Consider the following 22,396-nt stretch of genomic DNA (forward strand, 5'->3'; position numbering starts at 1 on the left):
CACGCGTCACACGGACCGCAGATACTCGGGCCGTGTCAGAAGCCACCGTCGACGTCGCCGACCTGCGCCACCACGGGGCGGACGAGGGGGACGCCGCCGACGCCCCGCTGCGGGACGACATCCGGCTGCTGGGCCGCGTCCTCGGCGACGTGATCGGTGAGCAGTCCGGCGACGACGTCCTCGAGCTGGTGGAGTCCACCCGCGTCGAGGCGTTCCGGGTGCGCCGTTCCGAGGTCGACCGCGCCGAGCTCGCCGGCCGGCTCGCGGACCTCGACATCCGGTCGGCCAACCACGTGATCCGCGCCTTCAGCCACTTCTCGCTGCTGGCCAACCTCGCCGAGGACATGCACCACGAGCGCCGCCGTCGCTTCCACCGGCGTGAGGGCTCACCGCCGCAGAAGGGCAGCCTGGCGGCCACCTTCGCCCTGCTCGACGCCGAGCGGCTGGATCCCGACGTCGTCGCCCGCGAGCTCGCCGGCGCGCTGGTGAGCCCGGTGGTCACCGCCCACCCCACCGAGGTCCGCCGCAAGACCGTCTCCCGCGTGCAGCGGCAGGTCACCGAGCTCATCCGCCGTCGCGACCTGTCCGCCCCCGGCGCGGCCGAGGACGCGGAGTGGGCGGCGCAGCTGCAGCGGGCGGTGCTGACGCTGTGGCAGACCGCCCTGCTGCGGCTGTCGCGGCTGCGGCTGGCCGACGAGATCGACGAGGCGCTGCGCTACTACGAGCTGTCGCTGTTCGAGGTGGTCCCGGCGATCAACGCCGAGCTGCGCCGCGCGCTGCAGGAGCGCTGGCCGCACGCCGGCCTGCTGTCCCGGCCCGTGCTGCTGCCCGGCTCGTGGATCGGTGGCGACCGCGACGGCAACCCGTTCGTCACCGCCGACGCGGTCCGCCGCGCCAGCACGCGGCAGGCCGAGACGGCGCTGGGGCACCACCTCGCCGAGCTGCTGGTGCTGCACGACGAGCTGTCGATGTCCGACCGGCTGGTCACCCCCACCGCGGCGCTGTACCACCTCGCCGAGGCATCCCGCGACGACTCCCCGTTCCGCGCCGACGAGCCCTACCGCCGGGCCCTCTACGGCCTCCACGCCCGGCTGGCGGCCACCGCGCAGCGGGTGCTCGGCTCGGTCCCGGGGCCGCCGCCGCACCACGAGCTGGAGCCCTACGACACCCCTGACGAGCTGCTCGCGGACCTCGCGACCGTCGACGCGTCGCTGCGCAGCCACGGTGCCGGCGCACTGGCCGACGACCGGCTGGCCCGGCTACGGGAGAGCGTCGAGGTGTTCGGCTTCCACCTGTGCGGGCTGGACATGCGGCAGAACTCCGCCGTCCACGAGGAGGTACTCGCCGAGCTGCTCGCCTGGGCCGGCGTGTGTCCCGACTACACCGCCCTCGACGAGCAGGACCGGGTGGCGCTGCTGGTCGGGGAGCTGCGGCTGCGTCGCCCGCTGGTCCGGCTCGACGCGGAGCTCTCCGAGACCGCTCGCGGCGAGCTGGACGTGCTGGTCGCCGCCGCCGAGCAGGTCCGGACGCTGGGCCCGCAGGCGATCCCGAACTACGTCATCAGCATGTGCGAGTCGGTGAGCGACGTCCTGGAGGTCGCCGTCCTGCTCAAGGAGGTCGGCCTGCTGGACCCCGATGGGGAGGACGGCCCCACCTGCCCGGTCGGCATCTCGCCGCTGTTCGAGACCATCGAGGACCTCCAGCGCGCCGGGGAGACGATGTCCGCCGTCCTCGAAGAGCCGCTCTACCGGGCGTTGCTGGCCAACCGGGGTGACGTGCAGGAGGTCATGCTCGGCTACTCCGACAGCAACAAGGACGGCGGCTACCTCGCCGCCAACTGGGCGCTGTACCGGGCCGAGCAGGCGCTGGTGGACGTCGCCCGGCAGGAGGGCATCCGCCTGCGGCTGTTCCACGGCCGCGGTGGCACCGTCGGCCGTGGTGGCGGACCCAGCTACGACGCGATCCGGGCCCAGCCGCCGGGTGCGGTCGCCGGTGCGCTGCGGATCACCGAGCAGGGAGAGGTGATCGCCGCCAAGTACGCCGACCCCGACCTCGCCCGACGCAACCTGGAGGCGATGGTCGCGGCCACCCTGGAGGCGAGCCTGCTGGACGTCGAGGGCCTGGGCGACGTGGCGGAGGACGCGTACACGCTGCTCGACGACCTCGCCGACCGCGCGCAGGCCGCCTACCGCGCGCTGGTGCACGAGACGCCCGGCTTCGTCGAGTGGTTCCGCGCCGCGACGCCGATCGGCGAGCTCGCGGAGCTGAACATCGGCAGCCGCCCGCCGTCCCGCAAGGCCGGGGACTCCATCGCGGACCTGCGCGCGATCCCGTGGGTGTTCAGCTGGTCGCAGGCCCGGATCATGCTGCCCGGCTGGTACGGCACCGGCACCGCACTGGACGGCTGGATCGAGGACGGCGACCCCGCCGAACGGCTGGCCCGCCTCCAGGAGCTGCACCGCCGCTGGCCGTTCTTCCGCACGGTGCTGTCCAACATGGGCATGGTGCTGGCCAAGACCGACCTCGGCCTGGCCGCCCGCTACGCCGAGCTGGTGCCCGACGCCGACCTGCGCTCGCGCGTGTTCGACCAGGTCACCGCCGAGCACGAGCGCACCTGCCGGGTGCTGCTGGCGGTCACCGGCGACGACCACCTGCTGGCCGACAACCCCTCGCTGGCGCGCTCGATCCGCAACCGCTTCCCCTACCTGGAGCCGCTGCACCACCTGCAGGTCGAGATGCTGCGGCGGCGCCGGAGCGGGGACGACGACGAGCTGGTCCGCCGCAACATCCAGCTGACCATCAACGGCATCGCCACGGCCCTGCGCAACAGTGGCTGAGCGGATCGCGACGCCCGTGGCGGCGGGGCAGCCGGATCTGCGGGCGGCGACGACCGGTGCGCAGGTGCGTGCGGCGGCGGCCCGGATGGGCGTCTCGCCGAACGCACTGGCCCCGGCGCTGCTGGACCCCAACGCCCGGGTGCTGGTGGGGGACGCCGGTTGCGCGCACCTGCGGCGGCAGTGGAACCCGGACGGCACGCCGGAGGTCGTCGTGCTCCCGTCGCCCGGCATCGACCTGACCCGCCCGGAGATCCTGGCCGCCGCGGCGGGGTGGGGGTGCGAGCGGGTCCGCCACAAGTTCGACGACCGCTCCGTGTCCGTGCCCGCCCCCGCGGAGGACGCGCCGCTGACCGTCCGGTTCCGGCACCTGGCGGCGCTGGCGGCCAGCCGCGTGGAGATCGCCGTCGCGCTGGCCCGCGACGACGCCGGCGACACCGTCAAGGCCGACGGCAGCCTCTCGCTGGCCGCCGACGACGCCGCCGACCGGGCCGCGGTGGCGGTGCTCGGCCTACTCGGGGTGCCGATCCTGAGCGAGGAACGCCCCGACCGCACGGTGCGCGACAGCGAGCCGTGGGTGGTGCTGGACCCGCTCGACGGCACCGGCAACTTCCGGGCCGGCGTCCCGCCGTGGGCGTTCTCCGCCGCGCTCGTCCAGCACGGCCGCCCGCTGGCCGGGGTCGTCGTCGACATCTCCTCCGGCCGCCGCTGGGAGGGCGCGGCGGGCGCGGGCGCCTGGCGCGACGGCACACCGGTACGGGCGCGGGAGGGGACGACGGTCATCGTCCCCTCGGCGCCGGCGGGTGACGCGGTGCGCGTCCCGCCGTCGGCCCGCCGGATCCGCGTCACCGGCTGCACCGCCGTCGAGCTGTGCCTGGTCGCCGACGGCTCGGCCGCCGCCTGGCACGACGTCGACCGCGGCGGCACGCACGTGCACGACGTCGCGGGCGGGCTGGCCGTGCTCGCCGCCGCCGGCGGCGTCGCACTGACCCCCGACGGCGAGCCGCTGCTGCTGCGCCCCGACACCGAGACGCTCATCCGGCTGGTCGCGGCCGGCTCCGCCGGCACCGCCCGGGAGCTGCTCCGCGGCGTGGGCTGACCCCTCCGCGGTGGCGGCGGCCCTCAGCCGGCGCGCGCGGCGGCCTCCCGCACCGCGGCGAGCAGGGCGTCCCACTCGTGCAGGGTGGTGCGGGCCCGGCCGCGGGTGGCGCCGAGCGCCACCTCGGCGGCGTCGATGGCCCGCCAGTCCGACAGCAGAACCGGATCCGCCCCCCGGGCGCGCAGCTCCGACACCAGGTCGTCGACACCACCGCGGCCGGGGCGGACCACGCCGGCGGCGACGTCCTCGAGCAGCACGGCGATCGTCTCCCGGGCGTCGTGTTTGTTGGTGCCGACGACGCCGGTCGGCCCGCGCTTGATCCAGCCGGCCACGTACTCGCCGGGCGCCGGCCGCCCGTCGCGCAGCACCCGGCCGCCCTCGTTGGGCACCACGCCGCGGCGCTCGTCGAGCGGCAGCTCCGGCAGGCCGCTGCCGCGGTAGCCGACCGAGCGCACCACGAGGTCGGCCGGCAGCACCTCCACCTCGCCGGTGCCCGAGGCGCGGCCGTCCTCGTCGACGACGGTGCGCTCCACCTCGATGCCGGTCACCCGGTCGGTGCCGAGCACCCGCACGGGCCGGGAGTAGAAGCGCAGCCGCACCGGGGTCCGGCCCGCCTCCAGCGCGTGCCCGGCCCACTCGTGCAGCACCGCGAGGTTGCGGTGCACGACCCGGTCGGCGTCGGCCCGTTCCTGCGCGGCGGGGTCCAGCTCGAGGTCGGCCGGGTCGACCAGCACCGTGGCCCCCGCCAGCTCGTCGAGCTCGCGCAGCTCCTGGGTGGTGAAGGTGGCGTGCGCCGGGCCACGGCGGCCCAGGACGGTGACCGATCGCACCGGCGCTGCCGCGAGGGCGTCGAGCACGTGCTGGGGCATGTCGGTGGGCTCGAGCTCCTCGGGCGTCCGGGCCAGGACCCGGGCGACGTCGAGGGCCACGTTGCCCACGCCGATCACCACGACCGACCGCGCCCCGGCCAGCGCCGCCTCCACCTTGGGGCGGTCGGCGTCGGGGTGCCCGGTGTACCAGGCGACCAGTTCGGTCGCGGCGAGGCTGCCGGGCAGCTCCTCGCCGGGGATGGCCAGCTGCCGGTCCAGCGCCGCCCCGTAGGTGTAGACGACGGCGTCGACCGCGCCGTGCAGCTCCGCGCAGGAGAGGTCCCGGCCGATCTCCACGTTGCCGACGAACCGCACCCGCGGGTGGTCCAGGGCACGGTGCAGGGTGTCGCGGATGGCCCGCATCTTCGGGTGGTCCGGGGCGATGCCGTGCCGGACCAGGCCGAAGGGGGTGGGCAGCCGGTCGATCAGGTCGACGGCGACCGGGACCTCCTGCTGCCGGGTCAGCGCCTCGGCGGCGTAGATGCCGGCCGGACCCGCGCCGACGACGGCCACCCGCAGGGGCGGCACCGTGGACGGGGGACCGGGGTCTTCGTCGACCGACACGACAGGCATCCTGTCCCGCACGGAGGGTGGTGCACCAGGCATCCGTCCCCGTTCCCCCGAGGAGCAGCCCGTGGCCGTCATCGTCGTCGCGACCATCACGCCCCAGCCCGAGCACGCCGACGCCGTCCGGGAGGCCGTGCTGACCGCGATCCCGCAGGTGCACGACGAGCCCGGGTGCCAGCGTTACGCGCTGCACGCGGGTCAGGACGGCCGGCTGGTGATGATCGAGCAGTGGGAGAGCCCCGAGGCGCTCGCCGCCCACGGCAAGGGTGAGCCGTTCAGCGCGCTGAGCCGCGCCCTGGAGGGCAAGCTCGCCGGTGCCCCGGAGCTGCAGGTGCTGACCGCCGTCCCGGCGGGGGACCAGGCGAAGGGTGCCATCTAGGCGCAGGCGTGGTCGTGGTCCAGCCCGTCGGTGACGTACTGGGTGAGGACCACCTCGCCCCCCTCGGTGAGCGGGGCGCGCCGGCAGGCGGCCTCCGCCCCGGCGCGGGTGGTCGAGCCGGCCAGCCAGCTGTCGAGGTCGTGCAGCGCGCTCCTCGCCGGGACGTCGCCGACGATCAGGCCCCACTGGCGGCCGGTCGAGTACAGCCCGACCTCGGCGCCCCGGTCGGTGAGGTAGGCGGTCATGCCCTCCAGCGCCGCGCGGTTGCGGTCGCGAGCAGCGTCGGAGCCGTACTGCCAGGTGTTCATCGTCTCGACGTCGAGCCACCAGCGGTGCCGCGCCGGGTCGGCGTCGACCCCCGCCTCCTGGGCCGCCGGGACGAAGAACGCCTCGACCGACACGTAGACGCGCAGCCACCCGTACTGCCAGGAGCAGGCGGTGCTGTTGCCGCCCTCGCAGCGGCCGTACGGCGTGGTGCCGCGCAGCGGCCAGGTGTGCAGGACGTCGATGAACTGGCCGGGGTTGGCCGTGTTGACGTACAGCTGCAGCCGCGGCTGGCCGGCCACCGTCCCGGACGCCTCCGAAGCCCAGGCCAGCTGCTCGGCCAGGCACGGGTTGGGCCGGGTGGCCAGCCCGCCGTTGACGCCGACGATGCCGAAGGCGTGGTCGGTCGGGAGCTCTTCGTCGCACTGCGGGTGCGAGACGTCGTAGCCCACCTCGGACGCGTCGTCGCCGGTGGACGCCGCGGCCGCCGGCAGCCCGAGGGCCAGCGCCGCGCAGGCCAGCACGGCGGCGACCAGAGCGCGCGCCGTACGGGACATCCTGCCACCATAGGCGCGCCCGTGACGGCGGTCACTCACCCCGGGGGGGCACCCGCGGAGGGTCACGCGGCCTGGCAGGCGGGGCACCAGTGCAGGTTGCGGCCGACCATCGGCTCGGTGCGGACCCCGGTCCCGCAGATGCGACAGGGCAGGCCGGTCCGGCGGTACACGTAGTGCGCGTCCTCCCGCACGACCGCGCCGCGCCGGCGGGTGCGGTCCTCCGGCCGGGTGGTCACGATGCGGCCCATCCGGACCCCGGCCCGCATGAGCACCACCAGGTCGGCCCACATCCGCGCCCACAGCTCGGCGTCGACGGCCCGGCCGGGGCGGAACGGCGAGACCCGGTGCCGGAACAGCAGCTCGGCCCGGTACACGTTGCCGACGCCGGCCAGCACCGACTGGTCCATCAGCAGCGCACCGATCGCGGTGCGGCTGCCGGAGATCCGCCGGTGGGCGAGCATGCCGTCGGTGCGCGGCCGCAGCGGGTCGGGGCCGAGGCGGTCCAGGATCCGGTCCACCTCGGGCGCGGTCAGCACCTCGCAGGCGGTCGCGCCGCGCAGGTCGGTCCAGACGCCGAGGCCGTCGGGTCCTCGCCCTCCCAGCGCATCCGGAGGGCGCCCCGCGGCGCCGGCGGGACGCCGGTGCCCGACGTGTAGCTGCCGTACAGCCCCAGGTGCACGTGCAGCGTGTCGGGGCCGAAGCAGGCGAACAGGTGCTTGCCGTAGGAGGTCACCTCGTCGAGCACCCGCCCGTCCAGCAGCGCCGCGCCCGCGGCGAAGCGGCCCTGGGGGCTGGTCACGTGCACCGGGCGGCCGGCGAAGACGAGCGACTGGTCGCGGGCCAGCCGGAACAGGGTGTGCCCCTCAGGCACGGGCGCCTCGACCGCTCATGTCCCCAGCTTCGCCGCTGAGCAGCGCCTCCGCCACGACGGCCGCGTGACACCGGTGACACCGGGGTGGCGCCGTCCCGCCCATCCGGCCCGCGCCGCGCCGCTCAGCGCGTCCTGACGGGGTGGTGCGGGCCGTCGCCCGACGCGCGTCCCCTGCCCCGTGGCGCTGCCCGCTGCGCCGCTCGTGTGGTGACGATGGACGGGCCCTGGTCGTTCTGCGGCGGTGGTTCGCGCTGCAGCCGGAGCAGGGCGGCCGACCGTGGTGTCCGAGGAGAGGACGGCGATGGGCGAGAAGAGCAGCACGCACGTCCCCGTGACCTACGACCGCTGCGAGCACATCAGGGGGCCCTTCTACCACGGGACGAGGTCCGCGCTCCAGGCCGGCGACGAGCTGGTCCCCGGCTACGGCTCGAACTTCCAGGAGGGCCGGGTGTCGAACCACATCTACTTCACCGCGCTCGTGGACACAGCCGCCTGGGGTGCGGAGCTGGCGACCGCGCTGGCCGGGAGCGGGGAGCGGGGACGCATCTACGTCGTGGAGCCACTGGGGCCCTTCGAGGACGACCCCAACGTGACCGACAAGAGGTTCCCCGGCAACCCCACGCAGTCCTACCGCACCCGCCATCCGCTGCGCGTCGTCGGCGAGGTGGACGGCTGGGAGGGCCACGACCCGGAGGTCCTGAAGGGGATGCTGGACCACCTGGCACTGCTCCGGGAGCAGGGACTGGACGTCATCGAGGACTAGGGACTGGCGCGCAGTCGCGCGTAGCGGTCCAGGGCCACGCGACGTTCCTCGGCGTGGTCGACGATCGGCAGCGGGTACCCGTCGGGGACGCCGTCCGGCGCCAGCCAGGGCTCGTGCACGTACCGGGCGGGGACGTCACGCAGCTCGGGCACCCAGCGGCGCACGTAGGCGCCGTCCGGGTCGAACTGCTTGCCCTGGCGGGTGGGGTTGAAGACGCGGTGGTACGGGGAGGCGTCGGTGCCCGTGCCGGCCACCCACTGCCAGCCGTGGTTGTTGCTGGCGAGGTCGCCGTCGACCAGGCGGGCGAGGAAGTGGCGGGCCCCGCGCCACCAGTCGACGTGGAGGTCCTTGACGAGGAACGACGCCACGACCATGCGCACCCGGTTGTGCACCCAGGCCTCGCCGACCAGCTGCCGCATCCCGGCGTCCACGATCGGGTAGCCGGTACGGCCCGCCGCCCAGGCGGCGAACCGCTCGTCGGCGTCCGGACCGGTGTCGTAGGCGATGGCGCGCATCCGCTGGTCGAACGCCTCCCTGTGCGTCTCCGGCCGGTGCCACAGGACGTCGGCGTAGAACTCCCGCCAGGCCAGCTCCGTCCGGTAGCTCTCGGCCGACGCGTCCTCGATGCCGGCCAGGTCGGCCAGCAGCGTGCGCGGGTGCAGGCACCCGTACTTCAGGTACGCCGACACCCGGCTGGTGCCCTCGGTGCCCGGGGTGTTGCGGGTGTCCCGGTAGCCGGCCAGCCGCTCGTCGAGGAACCGCCGCCACGCGGCCCGGGCGGCGGCCTCCCCGGCTGGGGGCAGCCGGACGCCGTCCAGCGGCGCCTGCTGCGGCGGGACGTCGGAGCGGACACCGGTGCACCAGGCGACCGAGCGGGGGCGCGGGGCCGGGGCGCGCCAGCCGTGCGCCCGCCAGGCCCGCGCGAAGGGGGAGAACACCCGGAACGGGGTCCCGTCGCCCTTGGTGACGCGGCCCGGGGTGACGGCGTACGGGGAGCCGGTGCGCACCAGCGGCACCTCGCCGAGGGCGCGTTCCACCGCGGCGTCCCGCTGCCGGCCGTAGGGGCCGGCGTCGGCCGAGACGTGCACGGTCTCGGCGCCGGCCTCGCGCGCCAGCGCCGGGATCACCCGAGCCGGGTGGCCGGAGCGCAGCACGAGGGCGCCGTCGACCGCTGCGTCCAGGTCGCGGAGGCAGTCGAGCAGGAAGCAGCGGCGCGCCGCGCCCGCGGGGTCCCACAGCCGCGGGTCGACCACGAAGACCGGGAGGACGGCGCCGTCGGGGCCGGCCGCGTCCCGCGCGGCCAGCAACGCCGGGTGGTCGGCGAGTCGCAGGTCGCGACGGAACCACAGCAGCGCGATCGGCACCCGCGCCAGGGTAGGGAGCCGGGAACGGCCCCGCAGGTCAGCGGTCGGCCGTCTCCAAGCCGAAGTGCGGGCGCTCCTCCTCGGCCACCAGGTCGAGCTCCTCGGGGTGCTGCTGGATGTAGTGGCGGACGAAGGAGCAGTAGGGGAGCACGTACAGGCCGCGCTCACGCGCAGCGGCGAGGACCCCGGCCACCAGCACCTTGCCGATGCCCCGGCCGCCGACGGAGGGGTCCACCTCGGTGTGCGGCAGCGCCATGGTGCCGCCCTCGACGTGGTAGCTCGCCAGCCCGACGACCCGGTCGCCGAGCAGCACCTCGAAACGCCCCCGATCGGGGACGTCGACCACGCTCGTCTCCATGCTCGTGTTCCACCTCCGCTCGCCCCGGCGCCGTTGCCGGAGTTCGACATGCGTACTGGAACGGTAACGCCTCGGAGCCCCCGGTGGTCCCGCCGCGCCGGGCGGACCCCCTCCTCCGCGGGCCCGGTTCGCCACCGACCGTGGCCGGTCAGGGACGCGGGTTGGTCCGCGTCCACCCCCGCTCGTCCCGCCGGGCGCCCTGGGCCGCCCGGCAGCGGCGACACACCGCCTGCACGCCCTCGGCGTGCCGACCGGACTCCGGCTGGACGTCCGCCCAGCCGACGTGCGGGAAGCGGGTCAGCCGCGACCTGCTCAGCGACAGGCCGCACGCCGTCTCGTTCCGCCCGCGCTCCCAGGCGTGGACCTCACCGGCCGGGTAGCGGATGCCGTCGTCGGGGTCGGTCCACTGGTCGCCGGCCGCGACCGTCGCGTTGCGCACTCCCATGGCTGTCCCGTACCCACCGGCGCGCCGTCCACCGGTCGAGCCCGGGTTGCCGGTCATCGGCAGGGTCGGGCGGTGCGAGTTGGCCGACGTCCGCCCTGGTCCCACGGGGAGGGCGGCGGCATGGTGGGGACACGGCCTCCGGCGGGGCGCGTGGCAGGGCACCGCCGCAGGCCGCGGCCGTCGTCCGGACGGCCGCGGGGACCACCGGGCCGGGGCGTCAGCGTCGCCGTCCCGCCCCGGTGGTCCCCGCCTCCGGTTCCTCGGCGCGTCCCGCCTCGCGGGGCGCGCCTCTCTCGTTCCGTCCAGGAGGACACCATGTCCACGCTCGCCACCGTCCCGACCACCGCCGCACCGGAGGCGCCGTTCGCGTCGTTCCGGGCCCTGCTCGAGACCCAGCGGGCGGACTGTGTCGGCCAGCGTGACCTCGCCCTGGCCGAGACGGCGACCTCGCTGCCGGACCCGGTCGCGATGAGCCGGGCCGCCAGCCTGCTGCGCACGATCGAGGAGATCGACGCGGCGCTGGCCCGGATCGACGCGGGTTCCTACGGGACCTGCGTGCACTGCGGGAACGCCATCCCCACCGAGCGGCTGGAGTTCCGCCCGTTCGCCGCCGCCTGTGTGACCTGCCAGCAGATGCGCTGAACTGTCCCGGTGCACCTCACGTCCGCTCCCGACACCCGACACCGGACGCCGGCCGTCGGGCACCCCGGGCCGGTGAGCGGCGGACCCCGGCCGCCGCTGCCGATGCGGCTGGCAGCGGCGGCCTACCGGTTCCGGGAGAGCCTGTTCCTCCTCCCCGCGCTGATCGTGCTCGGCGGGATCGGCCTGGCCGAGGCCGCAGGTGCGGTCGACCGGGCCATGGGGCGGGAGGCCGGCATCCCGCTGACCCTGACGATGCACAGCAGCACCGCCACGTGGCTGCTCAGCACGGTGGCCGGGGCGATGATCACCACGGCCGGCGTCGTCTTCTCCCTGACGGTGGTGAGCCTGCAGCTGGCCAGCAGCCAGTTCTCCCCGCGGGTGATGCGGTCGTTCATCCGCGACCGGCTCAGCCAGGTCGTGATCGGCCTGCTGATCGCCACGTTCGTCTACTGCGTGCTCATCCTGCGCCAGGTCGACGCCGAGACCGCCGGGCCGGCGCCACGGGTGTCGGTGACCCTGGCCGTGCTGCTCACCGTGGTCACGGTCCTGCTGATCGTCGCGCACCTGGACCACCTCGCCCACGGCCTGCAGGTCGGCGAGGTGGTCCGGAGCATCACGGGTGAGGGCGAGGAGGTCCTGGCCGCGGCGCTGCGCGCATCGAGGACCGAGCGGCCGGCCGGGGCGCGCACCCCGCACGAGGGTGGACCGGTGCTGACCGTGCCGGCGCCCCGCGACGGCTGGGTCACCCAGGCGCCCGGCGACCGGATGCTGGCCGCGCTCCCGGCCGGGACGACGGTGCGGCTGGAGACGCGGCCGGGCGCCTACATCCACGAGGGGGAGCCGCTGGTCACCCTGTGGCCGGTGCCGACCGAGCCGGACGCCGTCGTGCGCCGGCTGTCGGCCACGGTGCTCATCGCCGACACGCGGACCATGCAGTACGACGTCGACTTCGCCCTCCGGCAGCTGGTGGACATCGGTCTGCGCGCGCTGAGCTCGGCGATCAACGACCCCACCACCGCGGTGGAGGTGACCCTGCGGGTGGGCAGCCTGCTGCGGCGGCTGCTGGTCGCCGACGCGCCGGTGGAGGCGGTCGCCGGGCCGGCCGGCCGGCTGCTGCTGCGGCCCTGGCAGCTGTCGCCGGAGGAGTACGTCGGGCACGGGTTCGACCAGCTGCGCCAGGCGGCCCCGGCCCAGCCGCAGGTCGCCGCGGCGCTGCTGCGGGTGCTGCGCATGCTCATCGCCCACGTGGAGGCGGCCGGGCGGCCGGAGCACGTGCCGGCGCTGCGCCGCCAGATCGAGCTCCTGCTCGACGCCCTCCGCGCCGCCCCCGGCCTGCACCTGGCCGACCTCGCCCGGCTCGAGGCGATCGGCACCGACGCCGACCCGGCCGACCACAGCGGCCGCTGGCCGGGCACCTGACCGGCCGGCGCGCGTCGTCGCGCCGACGCCGGACCGTGCGGGTCAGTCCGCCGCGGGGCGGTCCCGGTCGTGCTGCGTGCCCGACCTCGCCCGTCGCGGCCAGTGGTGCCACAGCAGCCAGCCGAGTGCCGTGACGACGCCGAGCGCGACGCCGGCGAGCACCGCGCCGAAGAGCACCAGCATGATCGCGCTCCAGAGGCCCGCGACCGCGGCGGCGGGCATGTCGTCGATGCCGGAGAGGTCCCCGGTGCGCTGCCAGGCCGGCGGCCCGCCGCGCCGGACCGGCTCCTCGACCTCCTCGGCGTAGTACCGCGCGATGTCGTCCCAGATCTGCTGCTCGTGGTCCTTGAGCACGCCACACCTCCTGCTCGACCCCGACCATGCCCGTGCCGGCGGGCGGAACCCAGGGCCGGAGCCGGTCAGCTCGGGTGCGCCCGTCTTGCCGGTCGTCGGCAACCGGGGTTCAGTTCAGCCAGCGGCCGGCGAGATCGTCACGGTCGAGAGCGGTCGAGAGCGGTCGAGAGCGGCCGGGAGCGGCCGTTGGCACCGGAGCGGCCGTCGCGGCCGGGGCCGAGGAGGACGGATGGCGCGCAGCGGACTCCCCGGCCGGCCGGGGGTCCCGTCGGTGTCCGACGACTGGCTGGACACGGTCGCCGGCGCGGCGGCGGCGGCCTGCCAGGCCCCGGTCGACCTGCTCGGCGAGTACCTGGCGCTGCTGGCCGGCGCCGCCATCAACGGGCGCCGTCCCGACCCGTGGGAGCTGGACGCGGTCCGCGAGCTGGGCCGCCGCGCGGCCGCCCAGGGGGTGAGCGCACGTCGCGCGGTCGACCTCTACCTGTCCGCGGCCTGGCGGTTGTGGCGGCAGCTGCCCGTGGTCTCGCGGTCGGCTGACCCGGAGAAGGTCCGCGCCGCCGCCGAGGCGGTCCTGCGCGTGCTCGACGACGCGATCGGCGTGCTGGTCGACGGCCACCAGTCCGAGCGGCGGGACATGATCCGCTCCGAGGAGGCGCTCCGGCGGGAGTTCGTCGACGACCTGCTGCGCGGCGACGCCGACGTGTCTGGGATGGTCGAGCGCGCCGAGCCGTTCGGCATCGACCTGGGCAAGTCCCACCACGTGGCGCTCGCCGCGCGCCGAGACGGCCGGGGCGCGATCGACCGGGCGGCCACCGTGCTGGAGCGGGTGGTCGTCGACCGGTTCGGTGACCGGGACGTGCTGGTCGCGACCAAGGACGGCCGCGTGGTCGTCGTCGTCCCGGCGCGGCCTCCCGCCGCGGCGGGCTCCTCGGCGGCGTCGGCCGACATCGGTGCCCTCATCCACGGGGAGCTCAGCCGGCTGCGGGGCGGTCAGCGCTGGCAGGTCGCCGCCGGGCGGGCGTTCCCGGGCGTCTACGGCGTGGCGAAGTCCTACGAGGAGTGCCGGGAGAGTCTGGCGTTCGCCGAGCGGCTGGGCCTGGCCTCCGACGTCGTCCACGCCCGTGACCTGCTCGTCTACCGGGTGCTGGCGCGCGACCAGGCGGCGATCGTCGACCTCGTCCGCGACGTCCTGGGGCCGCTGGACCAGGTCCGCGGCGGCGCCGGGGTGCTGCTGGACACGCTGCAGGGGTACTTCGACGCCGGTGACGTCGCGACCGAGGCCGCGCGCCGGCTGCACGTCTCGGTCCGCACGGTCACCTACCGGCTGGCCCGGGTCGCCCAGCTCACCGGGCACAGCGTCGCCCGGCCGGACCAGCGGTTCGCCCTCCAGGCCGCTGTCCTCGGCGCCCGCCTGCTGGAGTGGCCCGGGAAGCCGCTGCCGGTCGAGCCGTGAACCGGCGCTCCACCGAACGGCAGCAGGCCCAGTCACCACATCGATAGATCCCCCGTGCGGGAGATCTCCAGTGCGGGCCTCCAGCGGCGAACCGGCGTCCCGACGGCTGCCCGGTCCCGGGCCCGGGTAGCCGTCTGTCAGTCCGGCGCGGCGGTCAGCATCCGCAGTCGCAGGTCTCGTCGCAACAGTCGGAACCGCAAGCACACGTCAGCTCGAGCATGGGAAGTCACCTCCCTCCGCGGGCAGGCACCAGGTGCCGGGGCTCGGTGGGGGGCAGGAGGCGTTGGGCAGGGCGTCGGCCATGGCCGCCATCTCGGCACGCAGGGCCGTCAGTCGGGCGATCTCGGCATCGACCTCGGCGAGGCGCCGGCGGAGCAGGTCCTCGGCGGGCTCGCAAGGACAGGTGCCGGTGTCGCGGACGGTCAGCAGCGTGCGGATGTCGGCCAGGCGCAGGCCGAGGCGCTGCGCGCCCTGGATGAACCTCAGCCGGTCGAGCGCGCCGGTGTCGTAGCTGCGGTAGCCCGCGGCCGTGCGCTCGGGCGCCGGCAGCAGACCGGCCCGCTCGTAGTAGCGGATGGTGTCCGGCCGCACTCCGGCGGCAGTCGCCAGCTCCGCGACCCGCAGTCCCCGTGCCGCCGTGGTGGTCATGTGGCGGACGCTAGACCTTGGACCGTGGTCCAAGGTCAACCCGCGAGTCGACCATCCCGAGCAGAAGGCGTCGGCGCCCTCGGGGGTGTTGTTGAGGGCCAGTAGGGCGAAGGCGTCGAGAACGATCTCTTGCCGGTCGAGCCGTCCTCGCGTGGGCGGGATGGACCTCTACCTCGCCGACCCCGACGGGCCGACCGCCGTCGATGTTCCAACGTGCGCTCCATCGCCTGACCAGCGCGGCACCTTGAAGGGCGCCTCGGACTGCTTCGGAGGAACCGGGCGCCCTTCGCCATCCGGGCTGTGTCCGCTCCGGCGTGGCAGTCACAAACAGGACGGCCAGGCGCTGACTTCCGTGGCGTGCCTGCGAGCCACAGCGCCCGTGACCACCCGTGACCAGTTACGGGGTGCGGAACATGATGGCGGCGACGGCCCGGGCGGCGGCTTGTGGGTCGTCGCCGAGGCCGGGGGGGAGGGCGTGGTTGAGCCACAGGGTGGCGAAGCCGTGGACGAGGGACCAAGCTGCGATGCCGGCGAGGGGGATGTCGGGTCCGCGGCGGGTGGCGGTGACGGAGCGGACTCCGCCGTAGAGGGCATCGGCGGCACGTTGCCGCGCGGCCGCCACGGCGGGGTCGTCGGGGTGGTAGAGGTCCGGGCGGAACATGACCTCGAAGTGGGCGCGGTGGTCGACTGCGAAGCGCACGTAGGCCACCCCGACGTCGAGGAAGTCCGCGGTGCGCTGCTGGGCGGCGGTGAGGGTGTCCGCCAGCAGGTTGTAGCCCTCGGCGGCCACGGCGGTTAGGAGGCCGGCCTTGTCCCCGAAGTGGTGCGCCGGCGCGGCGTGGGACACCCCGGCGCGGCGGGCCAGGTCGCGCAGGCTCAGGCGGGCCGGGCCTGACTCGGTGAGGGCGTCGACTGCGGCCGCCAGGACGGCCTGGCGCAGGTCGCCGTGGTGGTAGGGGCGGTCGGGCGGCATGAGTTCCACCGTACCGGGAATCTAGGCATTGACAAGTTGGGCCCACAGGAGCATCTTGTCGATGACAAGACCGGCTGGTCTGTCTGGCTCCTCCAGGAGGTTCGCGATGACTCCACTGATCGTCCTCGTCGTCGTCACGGGAGCGCTGCGTGCGGCGGGAGCCGCGGGGGTGCGTCGGCTGCAGAGCTGGCCGAGTGCACTGCGCGGCGGCCTGGCGGCCATGTTCGTCGTGACCGGCGTATCGCACTTCGTCGGGATGCGCGAGGACCTGATCAGCATGGTCCCGCCCGCGCTCCCGAAACCGGGCCTGCTCGTCAGCATCACCGGCGTGCTGGAACTGGCCGGCGCCGCCGGGCTGCTGTGGCGGCGGACCGCGCCGTGGGCCGCCGGCGGACTGAGCGTCCTGCTGGTGGCGATGTTCCCGGCGAACGTCTACGCCGCGCTCGAGGGGCTCACGCTCAGCGGCGCTCCCGCGATGGCCCTGCTCCCGCGGACCCTGCTGCAGGTGGTGTTCCTGGCCGCGACCCTCACGGTCCTGGCCTCGCACCTGCGGGAACGCAGGACGGCCCGCTTCGCCGGCGCACTCGCCGGGGGATGCACGGTGACCAGGACGTAGGAGGTGCCCGTCATGAACACCACGATCGGTACACCCACCGGCCGACACACCCGTAACGAAGGAATCAGCGCCATGTCCGTCGATCCGAGCGTCCGCGTCGGTGATGCCGAACGCGAGCACGTGGTCGCCGCCCTCGGCCAGCACCTTTCGGTCGGCCGCCTCGCGATGAACGAGTTCGAGAGCCGGCTCGACACCGTCTACGCAGCCAGGACCCGCGGCGAGCTCGACGCCGTGCTGGCCGACCTACCGACGACCGCACCGCCACCACCACATCCGCCACCACCTCGGCTGGTTCCCTCAGCGGGGAGGCTGTGGACGCCGTGGGCACTGGCCGGCGGGATCAGCCTGCTGATCTGGGTCACGACGTCGTTCGCCCAGGGTCATCCCGGCTACTTCTGGCCGATCTGGGTGATCGGTCCCTGGGGTGTGGTTCTCCTGGCACAGGCAGCAACGGCCCGCCCCCGGCTATCGATCCGGTCGACCCTCGACCACGCCGAACTCGGCCGGCAGGTGCCACCAGGCGCAGCCGGTGGTCAGCACGTCGACGATCGCGGTGAACACCGCCCGGTCCTCGACGTGCCGGGTGCCGCCGCCCTGCGGGCGCTCCGGCTGCGGCGGGATCAACGGCTCGACGATTCGCCACAGCCCGTCGGGTACCAGCTCCCGGCCCAGTCGTTCCGCCACGACCGGACAACACCGCGCTGCTCAGCGTCCATGCACGTGAGACGAGCTCTCAGCACGTCGGCGACCCGGACATGACTTGCACCGGGGCGGCTGACCTGGCCGAACGGTCGGACTAGCGGTCCGACCTGCGGCAACACCTGTTGGTAGCTGTCGGCTGGTGATGGCCGGATACGGACATCGTGCGGACTGTCTGCGGACTGCGGCTCCGAGGGGCGGCGCTTGCTGCCGAGTGCAAGGTGCCCGCCCGCCCGTGCCCCTCCCGCGCTGACTCAACGTGGCCGCGGTCCCGTGGCCGAGTGAGGACTCCTCGACCGTCCTCGGAACCGCGCTGTGATGGAGCGCGATTCACTGGCGGGCGAACCGGTCTCGTTCCAGAACCTGCCCCTCCGCGAGAGTCGCGTCGCCGATCGCAAGAGGGAACCGTGAAGAGGACACGAGCACTGCTGGGCATCGCCGCCGGCATGGGTCTAATCGCCGTCGGGGTGCCGGCACAGGGTCGAACAGCTCGCACTCGAGCGTAGCGAACAGGCTTTCGGCCAGGGCGTTGTCGCAGCAGTCCGCGACGCTGCCCATGCTGGCCAGCGCGCCGTGGCGGCGCAGCTCCCGCTCGAGGACGTGGGAGCTGTACTCCCGCCGCGGTCGCCGTGGCGGATCACCCCCGGGACGTGGCCGCCGCGGCGGTGCACGGCCATGGTGACCGCGTCGACGACCAGGTCGGTCTTGCGGTGGGAGGCCATCGACCAGCCGATGACCATGCGGCTGAAGACGTCGGTGACACAGGCGAGGCACAGCCAGCCCTGAGCCGGCGCCGCGGCCGATGCGCCTGCCCGTACTGCAGCCGATCGTGGACCGCCTGGTGAACCCGCTGCTATCCGGATCGTCCGTCTTGATCGGCACCGGTCCGGTCATCTCCTGGCCGACCAACGGAGGGACGCCGAGGACGGGCAGCCGCGCGGGCAGGCGATAGCTGTTCTCCGGGGGCCCGGGGCCCGGGGTTGGGCGGTCTGCGCTACGACGGCGAATCCGGCTTCAGCCGCCTTCCCGGGCGAGCCAGTCGCAGCGGCGGCATACACGCTGTCATCGCATGCGGCAGCCAGGTGTGTCATCTTTGGGATCAGCTCGACCGTCACCCGGACCGGACCGTTCGACTCATCGACGGCATCACGGAATCGCTGTGCCGCTTCTCGCGGCGCATGCGTGTCCGCACCGCCACAGGAGGAGCCGAATGTGAAGGTTGCGTCGGTAGGCGTCCAGGTGAGTGGCGTCCGCCAAGGTGTGTACGACGGCCCCAGCCGGGGTGAGGCCCGGACGTAATGGCGGCCACCGCGTGATCTTCTGGAAGACCTCTCACAGCACTCCAGGAGAAGAACGCGATGACCGCTCCGAGGAGTATCGACCCCACTGCCTTCTTGCACGAGCAGCTGGCCCAAGCCAGCCCGGATCTACTGCCGCCTTTGTGCTGACGTCCGCGTACGCCAGCGGACCCTGGATTCGCACGCTTGTCGTGTGGGGCCACATGGGGGGGGGGGGGCCGACCGCCGTTGTGGTTGGTGGCGCTCAGGCGGGTTCAGTGGGTTGCTGGTACCAGCCGTCCGCCGTGAGCGCGGCTTCCCCGTCTCCGTACTGGGGCCAGTGCTGCTCGGTGAAGACGTGCGCGACCAGTTCACGGCGGCTGGACACGCCGACCTTGTGGAAGACGGATTTCAGGTAGTCCTGAACGGTGTACGGGGACAGATGCAGCGAGTGCGCGATCTCCTCCGTGGACAACCCATGCAGGACGGCCTTCACCACGTCCGTTTCGCGTTGGCTCAGACCGTAGGCGCGCACGAGCACGGGGGCGATCTGCGTCGGGCGGGCCTGCTCGATCATCACGGCGACTTCGTCAGTGGCGTCGCCGTCACGTTCGAGTCGCGCGGCGTGGACGAGCAGCCATTCTCCGGTTTCCACTCTGACGCGTGCTCGCGGCAACCGTGCTGGTCCCGGGCCCTCGTTGAGCCCTCGAGCGACGCTGGCGACCGCATAGATGGCGTCGGAGAGGCGATGCTCGGGCAATCGACCGCCGACGGCGTCGCGCAGATGCCGTAGCCACCGGGCGGCGCCGGCGGTGACGGCGGCGACCCGACCTTCGGGGCCGAGGATGATCAGCCCGGAGGTGTCCGGCCCGGCGGCGCCCTCGATGGCATCGGCGAGCAGGGCTGTGCGCAAGCCATGCGCCAGATGCGGAGCGAGGTCGGCGAGCAGCCGCACGTCGTGCTCGTCGAAGCCGGGGCGATCGGCGGCACGGTAGAGGGCGAGCGCTCCCCAGCAGGCGCCGTCCACCGTTTGGGCGCTGCGCAGCTCCGCCGTCATCCGGTCCGGCCACATCAGTTGCTGGTAGCGGTTGCTCCGCTCCGGGTGTCCCTCCGTTGCGCGGGCCAGGAGCGCGGCCGGCTCCTTGGCCCGGGCGAGGTCACGGAACTTGTTGAAGTCCTGCTCGAGGTACTCGTTGCGATGGATCTGCAGGCACGAGGCGGAGGGAAACTTCTCCCATTCGGCCACCGAGGTGGTCAGGAACATCGTGGCCGGATCGGTCGTCCACCAGCAGTACGCGTCGAAGTCCACCCAGCGGCGCATTCGTTCTGCCACCGCCTGTCGCAGCGTGAAGGAATCCGCGCGGGTGTGAGCCAGCCGGACGATGTCCTGGCGGGCGCGGGCTGCGGCACGGGCGTCGTGCACGGGGACGATTATGACTGGCTCGCCGGTGCACGGGGTGCTGCACAGACCCCAGGTTTCTGGGGAAGACGGCCGACGCCCCGGTCCCTACGTTTGCCTGATCGGAGCAGCCAGCGCAGTGATGCGCCGTTCGGAGGAGCGAGGATGACCGCCCTGACAACGCAGTCGTCGCCCGGCGCCCCAGCCGAGGACGTCCGAGTCGGACCGCTCCAGGAAGCGGACGTGGACGGGGCCGACCGGGTGATGCGGGTGGCGTTCGGGACCTTCCTCGGCGCCCCGGATCCGCTGAAGGTCTTCGGTGATGCGCAGTACGTCCGGCCGCGGTTCCGGGCCGAGCCGGCCTGGGCCTTCGCGGCCACAGGTCCGGGCGGTGAGCTGCTCGGGTCCAACTTCGCCACGCGATGGGGCAGCTACGGATTCTTCGGTCCGCTCACGGTCCGCGTCGATGCGTGGGGTCGCGGGATCGCCAGCGCGCTCATGCGGCCGGTCATGGAGCGGTTCGAGCAGTGGTCGGTGCGCCAAGCGGGACTGTTCACCTTCCCGCAGAGCCCGCGCCACATCGGGCTGTACCAGAAGTTCGGCTTCTGGCCACAGCACCTCACCGCGCTGCTGGAGAAGGATGTCCGGCCGGACCCCGGCATCGACGACCTGCCGCGCCACGCCCGCCTCCTCGACCCCGGCCACGACGGCGAGCTGGCCGACTGCCGCACGCTGACCGACCGGATCTTCGACGGGCTGGATCTCACTCACGAGATCCGGACCACGCATGCCCAGCGCCTCGGCGCAACCGTGCTCACCCAGGACGGGGCCGAGCTGGACGGCTTCGCGGTCTGCCACCTGGGGGCCGGTGAGGCCGGCAGCGGCAGCGGCTTCATCAAGTTCGCCGCGGTCCGCCCCGGTCCCGGCACCGGGGAGCGGTTCGAACAGCTTCTCAATGCGTGTGAATCGCTGGCCGCTACCCGGGGTCTGTCGAGGCTGGTGGCAGGTGTGAACACCGCCCGGCACGACGCGTACCGCAGACTGCTCGCCCGCAACTACCGGCCCTGGCTCGAAGGCGTCCTGATGCAAAGGCCCAACGAACCGGGATACGCCCGACCAGACGCCTACGTCATCGACGACCTGCGCTGAGCCGAACACCGTGCAGTCTCACGAGGAAAACCGGATGGACGCCCGCTATGCCGGAGTCTCGCACATCTCCTTCAGCGTGACCGATCTCGACCGGTCGAAGCGCTGGTACGCCGAGTTGTTGGGATGGCAGGAGTCATGGCCGGCGAGGACGCCGGGAGCCGCTTCGCGGTAGGGGCGATGAGCGGCGACTTCCTCATTGGCCTTCGACAGCACTCCGTCTACGCCGGCGACCGCTTCGATCCCCGGCGCTACCTGAACGGAGGGACGTACCCAGCCAGGTCCAGCAAAGCCTCAGCGGTTCCCGCAGGCATGCCTGGCGTTGGAGCAGAAGTACGCTCAGGTTCCGGACAGTAGATCCCCAAGGATCTTGATCCCACGGATGATGATCGGCCTGTACGACATCCGGAACAACCGGGGCGTAGGGCATGCGGGCGCCGATGTCGATCCCAACCACATGGACGCGACTGTCGTGCTCTACCAGAGCAAGTGGCTGGTGGCCGAACTCGTCCGGTTGCTGCACACCTGAACCGCCCCGGGTTCAGTGGAGGCTCGGTTCTGCCGGGAGGTCCTCGGTGAGGCCGGCGATCGAACGGTAGTAGGCGTCTTCGAACTCGACCGGTGGGATGTCGCCGCAGGCTCCGTGCAGGCGTCGGTGGTTGAACCAGTCGACGTGCTCCAGGGTGGCCAGCTCGACGTCGTCAAAGGCCCTTCACGGGCCGCGGCGGCGGATCAGCTCGGTCTTGTAGAGACCGATCAGGGACTCGGCGGCGGCGTTGTCGTAGCTGTCGCCCTTGCTGCCCACGGATCGGACGGCGCCGGCGGCATCCAGTCGATTTGACCTGCGGTTTTCTCGTGCCCCCGGCAGGATTCGAACCTGCGACACACGGTTTAGGAATCAGTAGCAGGCGCTGCGGCGGCCAGGACGTATCTGTGCCGCCGCAGCGCTGACCAGCGAGTTCTAGGTGATCACTTGTCGATCTTGCCTGAGGTTGCTCGACCTTCTGTGCCCCCACTGTGCCCCCGAGGTGCCCCAGGCCCCGTGACGCGACCCGGGGTTGTTGATCACGCGGTCGGGCTATCCAGGTACTACCCCGCCACAAATTCCTGAGGGATGTGGGGTATGGAGGGGTCCGTCCGGCTCCGCGAGGGCGCTGAGCATGTGTCCCGGCTGGTCACCACGACGGCGGGGCTTAGAACTGGCCCCTCGTTCAGTGGGATGGCAAACGGGCCGTCCGACGTCGCGGAGGCCAGCCGTCACAGGCAGCTCGCGGCTCTCAGCCTTGAAGTCGAAGGCGACCAGGTGCAGACGGTCAGGGCATGTGTTGCTTCGTGCTGGCAGTGATCGTCCATGGACCGCAGCTGCAGCCGTGAGCCAATCGTCCCGTCGCGCTCCATGA

At 73.6% G+C, this 22,396-nt stretch carries 24 protein-coding genes and 1 pseudogene; 12 read left to right on the top strand and 13 right to left on the bottom strand.

Translation table 11 applies throughout. The annotated features are described in order from the left end of the window. Positions 1-32 precede the first annotated feature (32 nt). Together ppc and CRP39_RS13800 are read left to right on the top strand one after the other, a co-directional pair. Entirely contained in the window at positions 33-2,837 is a 2,805-nt protein-coding gene (ppc, locus tag CRP39_RS13795; RefSeq protein ID WP_097206932.1) for a phosphoenolpyruvate carboxylase, read from the top strand. Beyond that, positions 2,830-3,933 (top strand): inositol monophosphatase family protein, encoded by a 1,104-nt coding sequence (locus CRP39_RS13800; RefSeq protein ID WP_245853850.1) that lies wholly within the window; start codon positions 2,830-2,832, stop codon positions 3,931-3,933. Before ppc ends, CRP39_RS13800 begins: the two co-directional genes overlap by 8 nt. Positions 3,934-3,956: 23 nt before the next feature. On the opposite strand, the gene CRP39_RS13805 is transcribed toward CRP39_RS13800, so the two are convergent. Beyond that, a complete protein-coding gene (locus CRP39_RS13805) occupies positions 3,957-5,366 on the bottom strand; it encodes an FAD-dependent oxidoreductase (RefSeq protein ID WP_245853851.1) in 1,410 nt (469 codons plus the stop codon). A gap of 70 nt (positions 5,367-5,436) precedes the next feature. On the opposite strand from CRP39_RS13805, the gene CRP39_RS13810 reads away from it, so the two are divergent. After that, positions 5,437-5,748, top strand: a complete 312-nt coding sequence (locus CRP39_RS13810; protein WP_216359731.1) for a putative quinol monooxygenase — start codon at positions 5,437-5,439, stop codon at positions 5,746-5,748. On the opposite strand, the gene CRP39_RS13815 is transcribed toward CRP39_RS13810, so the two are convergent. The 3 genes from CRP39_RS13815 to CRP39_RS27595 all read right to left on the bottom strand — a co-directional run bounded on the left by CRP39_RS13815 (position 5,745) and on the right by CRP39_RS27595 (position 7,440). Then, a complete protein-coding gene (locus CRP39_RS13815) occupies positions 5,745-6,569 on the bottom strand; it encodes a glycoside hydrolase family 25 domain-containing protein (RefSeq protein ID WP_097206935.1) in 825 nt (274 codons plus the stop codon). The two genes, CRP39_RS13810 and CRP39_RS13815, sit on opposite strands and share 4 nt — an antisense overlap. 62 nt (positions 6,570-6,631) lie before the next feature. Then, positions 6,632-7,105, bottom strand: a complete 474-nt coding sequence (locus CRP39_RS27590) for a zinc finger domain-containing protein (RefSeq protein WP_245853852.1) — start codon at positions 7,103-7,105, stop codon at positions 6,632-6,634. Further along, a complete protein-coding gene (locus tag CRP39_RS27595; RefSeq protein ID WP_245853853.1) occupies positions 7,099-7,440 on the bottom strand; it encodes a DNA-formamidopyrimidine glycosylase family protein in 342 nt (113 codons plus the stop codon). Before CRP39_RS27595 ends, CRP39_RS27590 begins: the two co-directional genes overlap by 7 nt. Before the next feature lie 301 nt (positions 7,441-7,741). Here CRP39_RS27595 and arr point away from each other — a divergent pair, with 301 nt between their 5' ends. After that, entirely contained in the window at positions 7,742-8,203 is a 462-nt protein-coding gene (gene arr / locus CRP39_RS13825) for an NAD(+)--rifampin ADP-ribosyltransferase (protein ID WP_097206936.1), read from the top strand. On the opposite strand, the gene CRP39_RS13830 is transcribed toward arr, so the two are convergent. Genes CRP39_RS13830 through CRP39_RS13840 form a run of 3 tightly spaced genes read right to left on the bottom strand, consistent with a single transcriptional unit; the run spans position 8,200 to position 10,370 of the window. Further along, positions 8,200-9,567, bottom strand: a complete 1,368-nt coding sequence (locus CRP39_RS13830; RefSeq protein WP_097206937.1) for a cryptochrome/photolyase family protein — start codon at positions 9,565-9,567, stop codon at positions 8,200-8,202. The genes arr and CRP39_RS13830 overlap by 4 nt on opposite strands. A 37-nt stretch (positions 9,568-9,604) precedes the next feature. Then, the gene (locus tag CRP39_RS13835; RefSeq protein ID WP_342744235.1) at positions 9,605-10,060 is read right to left on the bottom strand and encodes a GNAT family N-acetyltransferase; all 456 of its coding nucleotides are present in this window, start codon (positions 10,058-10,060) and stop codon (positions 9,605-9,607) included. A gap of 13 nt (positions 10,061-10,073) precedes the next feature. Then, entirely contained in the window at positions 10,074-10,370 is a 297-nt protein-coding gene (locus tag CRP39_RS13840) for a hypothetical protein (protein ID WP_097206939.1), read from the bottom strand. 315 nt (positions 10,371-10,685) lie between these two features. On the opposite strand from CRP39_RS13840, the gene CRP39_RS13845 reads away from it, so the two are divergent. Both CRP39_RS13845 and CRP39_RS13850 read left to right on the top strand, forming a co-directional pair. Then, positions 10,686-11,012, top strand: coding sequence for a TraR/DksA family transcriptional regulator (locus CRP39_RS13845; RefSeq protein ID WP_097206940.1), 327 nt, complete (start codon positions 10,686-10,688; stop codon positions 11,010-11,012). Between the two features lie 72 nt (positions 11,013-11,084). Beyond that, positions 11,085-12,431, top strand: a complete 1,347-nt coding sequence (locus CRP39_RS13850) for a DUF2254 domain-containing protein (protein ID WP_216359732.1) — start codon at positions 11,085-11,087, stop codon at positions 12,429-12,431. A gap of 42 nt (positions 12,432-12,473) precedes the next feature. On the opposite strand, the gene CRP39_RS13855 is transcribed toward CRP39_RS13850, so the two are convergent. Next, on the bottom strand, positions 12,474-12,785 hold the full coding sequence (locus CRP39_RS13855) for a hypothetical protein (protein ID WP_097206941.1): 312 nt from the start codon (positions 12,783-12,785) through the stop codon (positions 12,474-12,476). 229 nt (positions 12,786-13,014) lie between these two features. Here CRP39_RS13855 and CRP39_RS13860 point away from each other — a divergent pair, with 229 nt between their 5' ends. After that, a complete protein-coding gene (locus tag CRP39_RS13860) occupies positions 13,015-14,238 on the top strand; it encodes a PucR family transcriptional regulator (protein WP_097206942.1) in 1,224 nt (407 codons plus the stop codon). A gap of 207 nt (positions 14,239-14,445) precedes the next feature. On the opposite strand, the gene CRP39_RS13865 is transcribed toward CRP39_RS13860, so the two are convergent. Further along, on the bottom strand, positions 14,446-14,886 hold the full coding sequence (locus CRP39_RS13865) for a heavy metal-responsive transcriptional regulator (RefSeq protein WP_097206943.1): 441 nt from the start codon (positions 14,884-14,886) through the stop codon (positions 14,446-14,448). A gap of 397 nt (positions 14,887-15,283) precedes the next feature. Then, positions 15,284-15,859 (bottom strand): TetR/AcrR family transcriptional regulator, encoded by a 576-nt coding sequence (locus CRP39_RS13870; protein ID WP_097206944.1) that lies wholly within the window; start codon positions 15,857-15,859, stop codon positions 15,284-15,286. Between the two features lie 106 nt (positions 15,860-15,965). Between CRP39_RS13870 and CRP39_RS13875 the strand changes: the two genes are divergently transcribed. Together CRP39_RS13875 and CRP39_RS27600 are read left to right on the top strand one after the other, a co-directional pair. Continuing rightward, positions 15,966-16,475 carry a DoxX family protein gene (locus tag CRP39_RS13875; RefSeq protein WP_097206945.1) on the top strand — a complete coding sequence of 170 codons (510 nt, stop codon included), beginning with the start codon at positions 15,966-15,968 and terminating at the stop codon, positions 16,473-16,475. A 12-nt stretch (positions 16,476-16,487) separates the two neighbouring features. Further along, positions 16,488-17,234: a DUF1707 SHOCT-like domain-containing protein gene (locus tag CRP39_RS27600; protein WP_245853854.1), complete on the top strand. Its 747-nt coding sequence runs from the start codon at positions 16,488-16,490 to the stop codon at positions 17,232-17,234. Between the two features lie 392 nt (positions 17,235-17,626). Here CRP39_RS27600 and CRP39_RS28350 read toward each other — a convergent pair whose 3' ends face one another. Both CRP39_RS28350 and CRP39_RS13895 read right to left on the bottom strand, forming a co-directional pair. Beyond that, the gene (locus tag CRP39_RS28350; RefSeq protein ID WP_425432562.1) at positions 17,627-18,037 is read right to left on the bottom strand and encodes a DDE-type integrase/transposase/recombinase; all 411 of its coding nucleotides are present in this window, start codon (positions 18,035-18,037) and stop codon (positions 17,627-17,629) included. Positions 18,038-18,716: 679 nt separating this feature from the next. Further along, complete coding sequence (locus CRP39_RS13895; protein WP_097206947.1) at positions 18,717-19,874, bottom strand: helix-turn-helix transcriptional regulator; 1,158 nt, start codon at positions 19,872-19,874, stop codon at positions 18,717-18,719. 219 nt (positions 19,875-20,093) lie between these two features. Between CRP39_RS13895 and CRP39_RS13900 the strand changes: the two genes are divergently transcribed. The 3 genes from CRP39_RS13900 to CRP39_RS26840 all read left to right on the top strand — a co-directional run bounded on the left by CRP39_RS13900 (position 20,094) and on the right by CRP39_RS26840 (position 21,525). Next, complete coding sequence (locus CRP39_RS13900) at positions 20,094-20,999, top strand: GNAT family N-acetyltransferase (RefSeq protein WP_216359733.1); 906 nt, start codon at positions 20,094-20,096, stop codon at positions 20,997-20,999. A gap of 34 nt (positions 21,000-21,033) precedes the next feature. Continuing rightward, a complete protein-coding gene (locus CRP39_RS28355) occupies positions 21,034-21,171 on the top strand; it encodes a VOC family protein (RefSeq protein WP_143426637.1) in 138 nt (45 codons plus the stop codon). 207 nt (positions 21,172-21,378) lie between these two features. Beyond that, on the top strand, positions 21,379-21,525 hold the full coding sequence (locus CRP39_RS26840; protein ID WP_172442432.1) for a hypothetical protein: 147 nt from the start codon (positions 21,379-21,381) through the stop codon (positions 21,523-21,525). 12 nt (positions 21,526-21,537) lie between these two features. Here CRP39_RS26840 and CRP39_RS27605 read toward each other — a convergent pair. Next, a pseudogene (locus tag CRP39_RS27605) lies at positions 21,538-21,843 on the bottom strand (integrase core domain-containing protein); the annotation flags it as partial. Positions 21,844-22,396: the final 553 nt, after the last annotated feature.

Source organism: Geodermatophilus sabuli (assembly GCF_900215145.1).
GTDB classification, from domain to species: Bacteria; Actinomycetota; Actinomycetes; order Mycobacteriales; family Geodermatophilaceae; genus Geodermatophilus; species Geodermatophilus sabuli.

What these genes read in the sequence shown, in the direction of transcription:
- CRP39_RS13815 (WP_097206935.1), bottom strand. Translation starts at nt 6,569, where the DNA reads ATGTCCCGTACGGCGCGCGCTCTGGTCGCCGCCGTGCTGGCCTGCGCG.
- arr (WP_097206936.1), top strand. Translation starts at nt 7,742, where the DNA reads ATGGGCGAGAAGAGCAGCACGCACGTCCCCGTGACCTACGACCGCTGC.
- CRP39_RS13840 (WP_097206939.1), bottom strand. Translation starts at nt 10,370, where the DNA reads ATGGGAGTGCGCAACGCGACGGTCGCGGCCGGCGACCAGTGGACCGAC.
- CRP39_RS13845 (WP_097206940.1), top strand. Translation starts at nt 10,686, where the DNA reads ATGTCCACGCTCGCCACCGTCCCGACCACCGCCGCACCGGAGGCGCCG.
- CRP39_RS13860 (WP_097206942.1), top strand. Translation starts at nt 13,015, where the DNA reads ATGGCGCGCAGCGGACTCCCCGGCCGGCCGGGGGTCCCGTCGGTGTCC.
- CRP39_RS13865 (WP_097206943.1), bottom strand. Translation starts at nt 14,886, where the DNA reads ATGACCACCACGGCGGCACGGGGACTGCGGGTCGCGGAGCTGGCGACT.
- CRP39_RS13870 (WP_097206944.1), bottom strand. Translation starts at nt 15,859, where the DNA reads ATGCCGCCCGACCGCCCCTACCACCACGGCGACCTGCGCCAGGCCGTC.
- CRP39_RS13875 (WP_097206945.1), top strand. Translation starts at nt 15,966, where the DNA reads ATGACTCCACTGATCGTCCTCGTCGTCGTCACGGGAGCGCTGCGTGCG.
- CRP39_RS27600 (WP_245853854.1), top strand. Translation starts at nt 16,488, where the DNA reads ATGAACACCACGATCGGTACACCCACCGGCCGACACACCCGTAACGAA.
- CRP39_RS28355 (WP_143426637.1), top strand. Translation starts at nt 21,034, where the DNA reads ATGGACGCCCGCTATGCCGGAGTCTCGCACATCTCCTTCAGCGTGACC.
- CRP39_RS26840 (WP_172442432.1), top strand. Translation starts at nt 21,379, where the DNA reads ATGATGATCGGCCTGTACGACATCCGGAACAACCGGGGCGTAGGGCAT.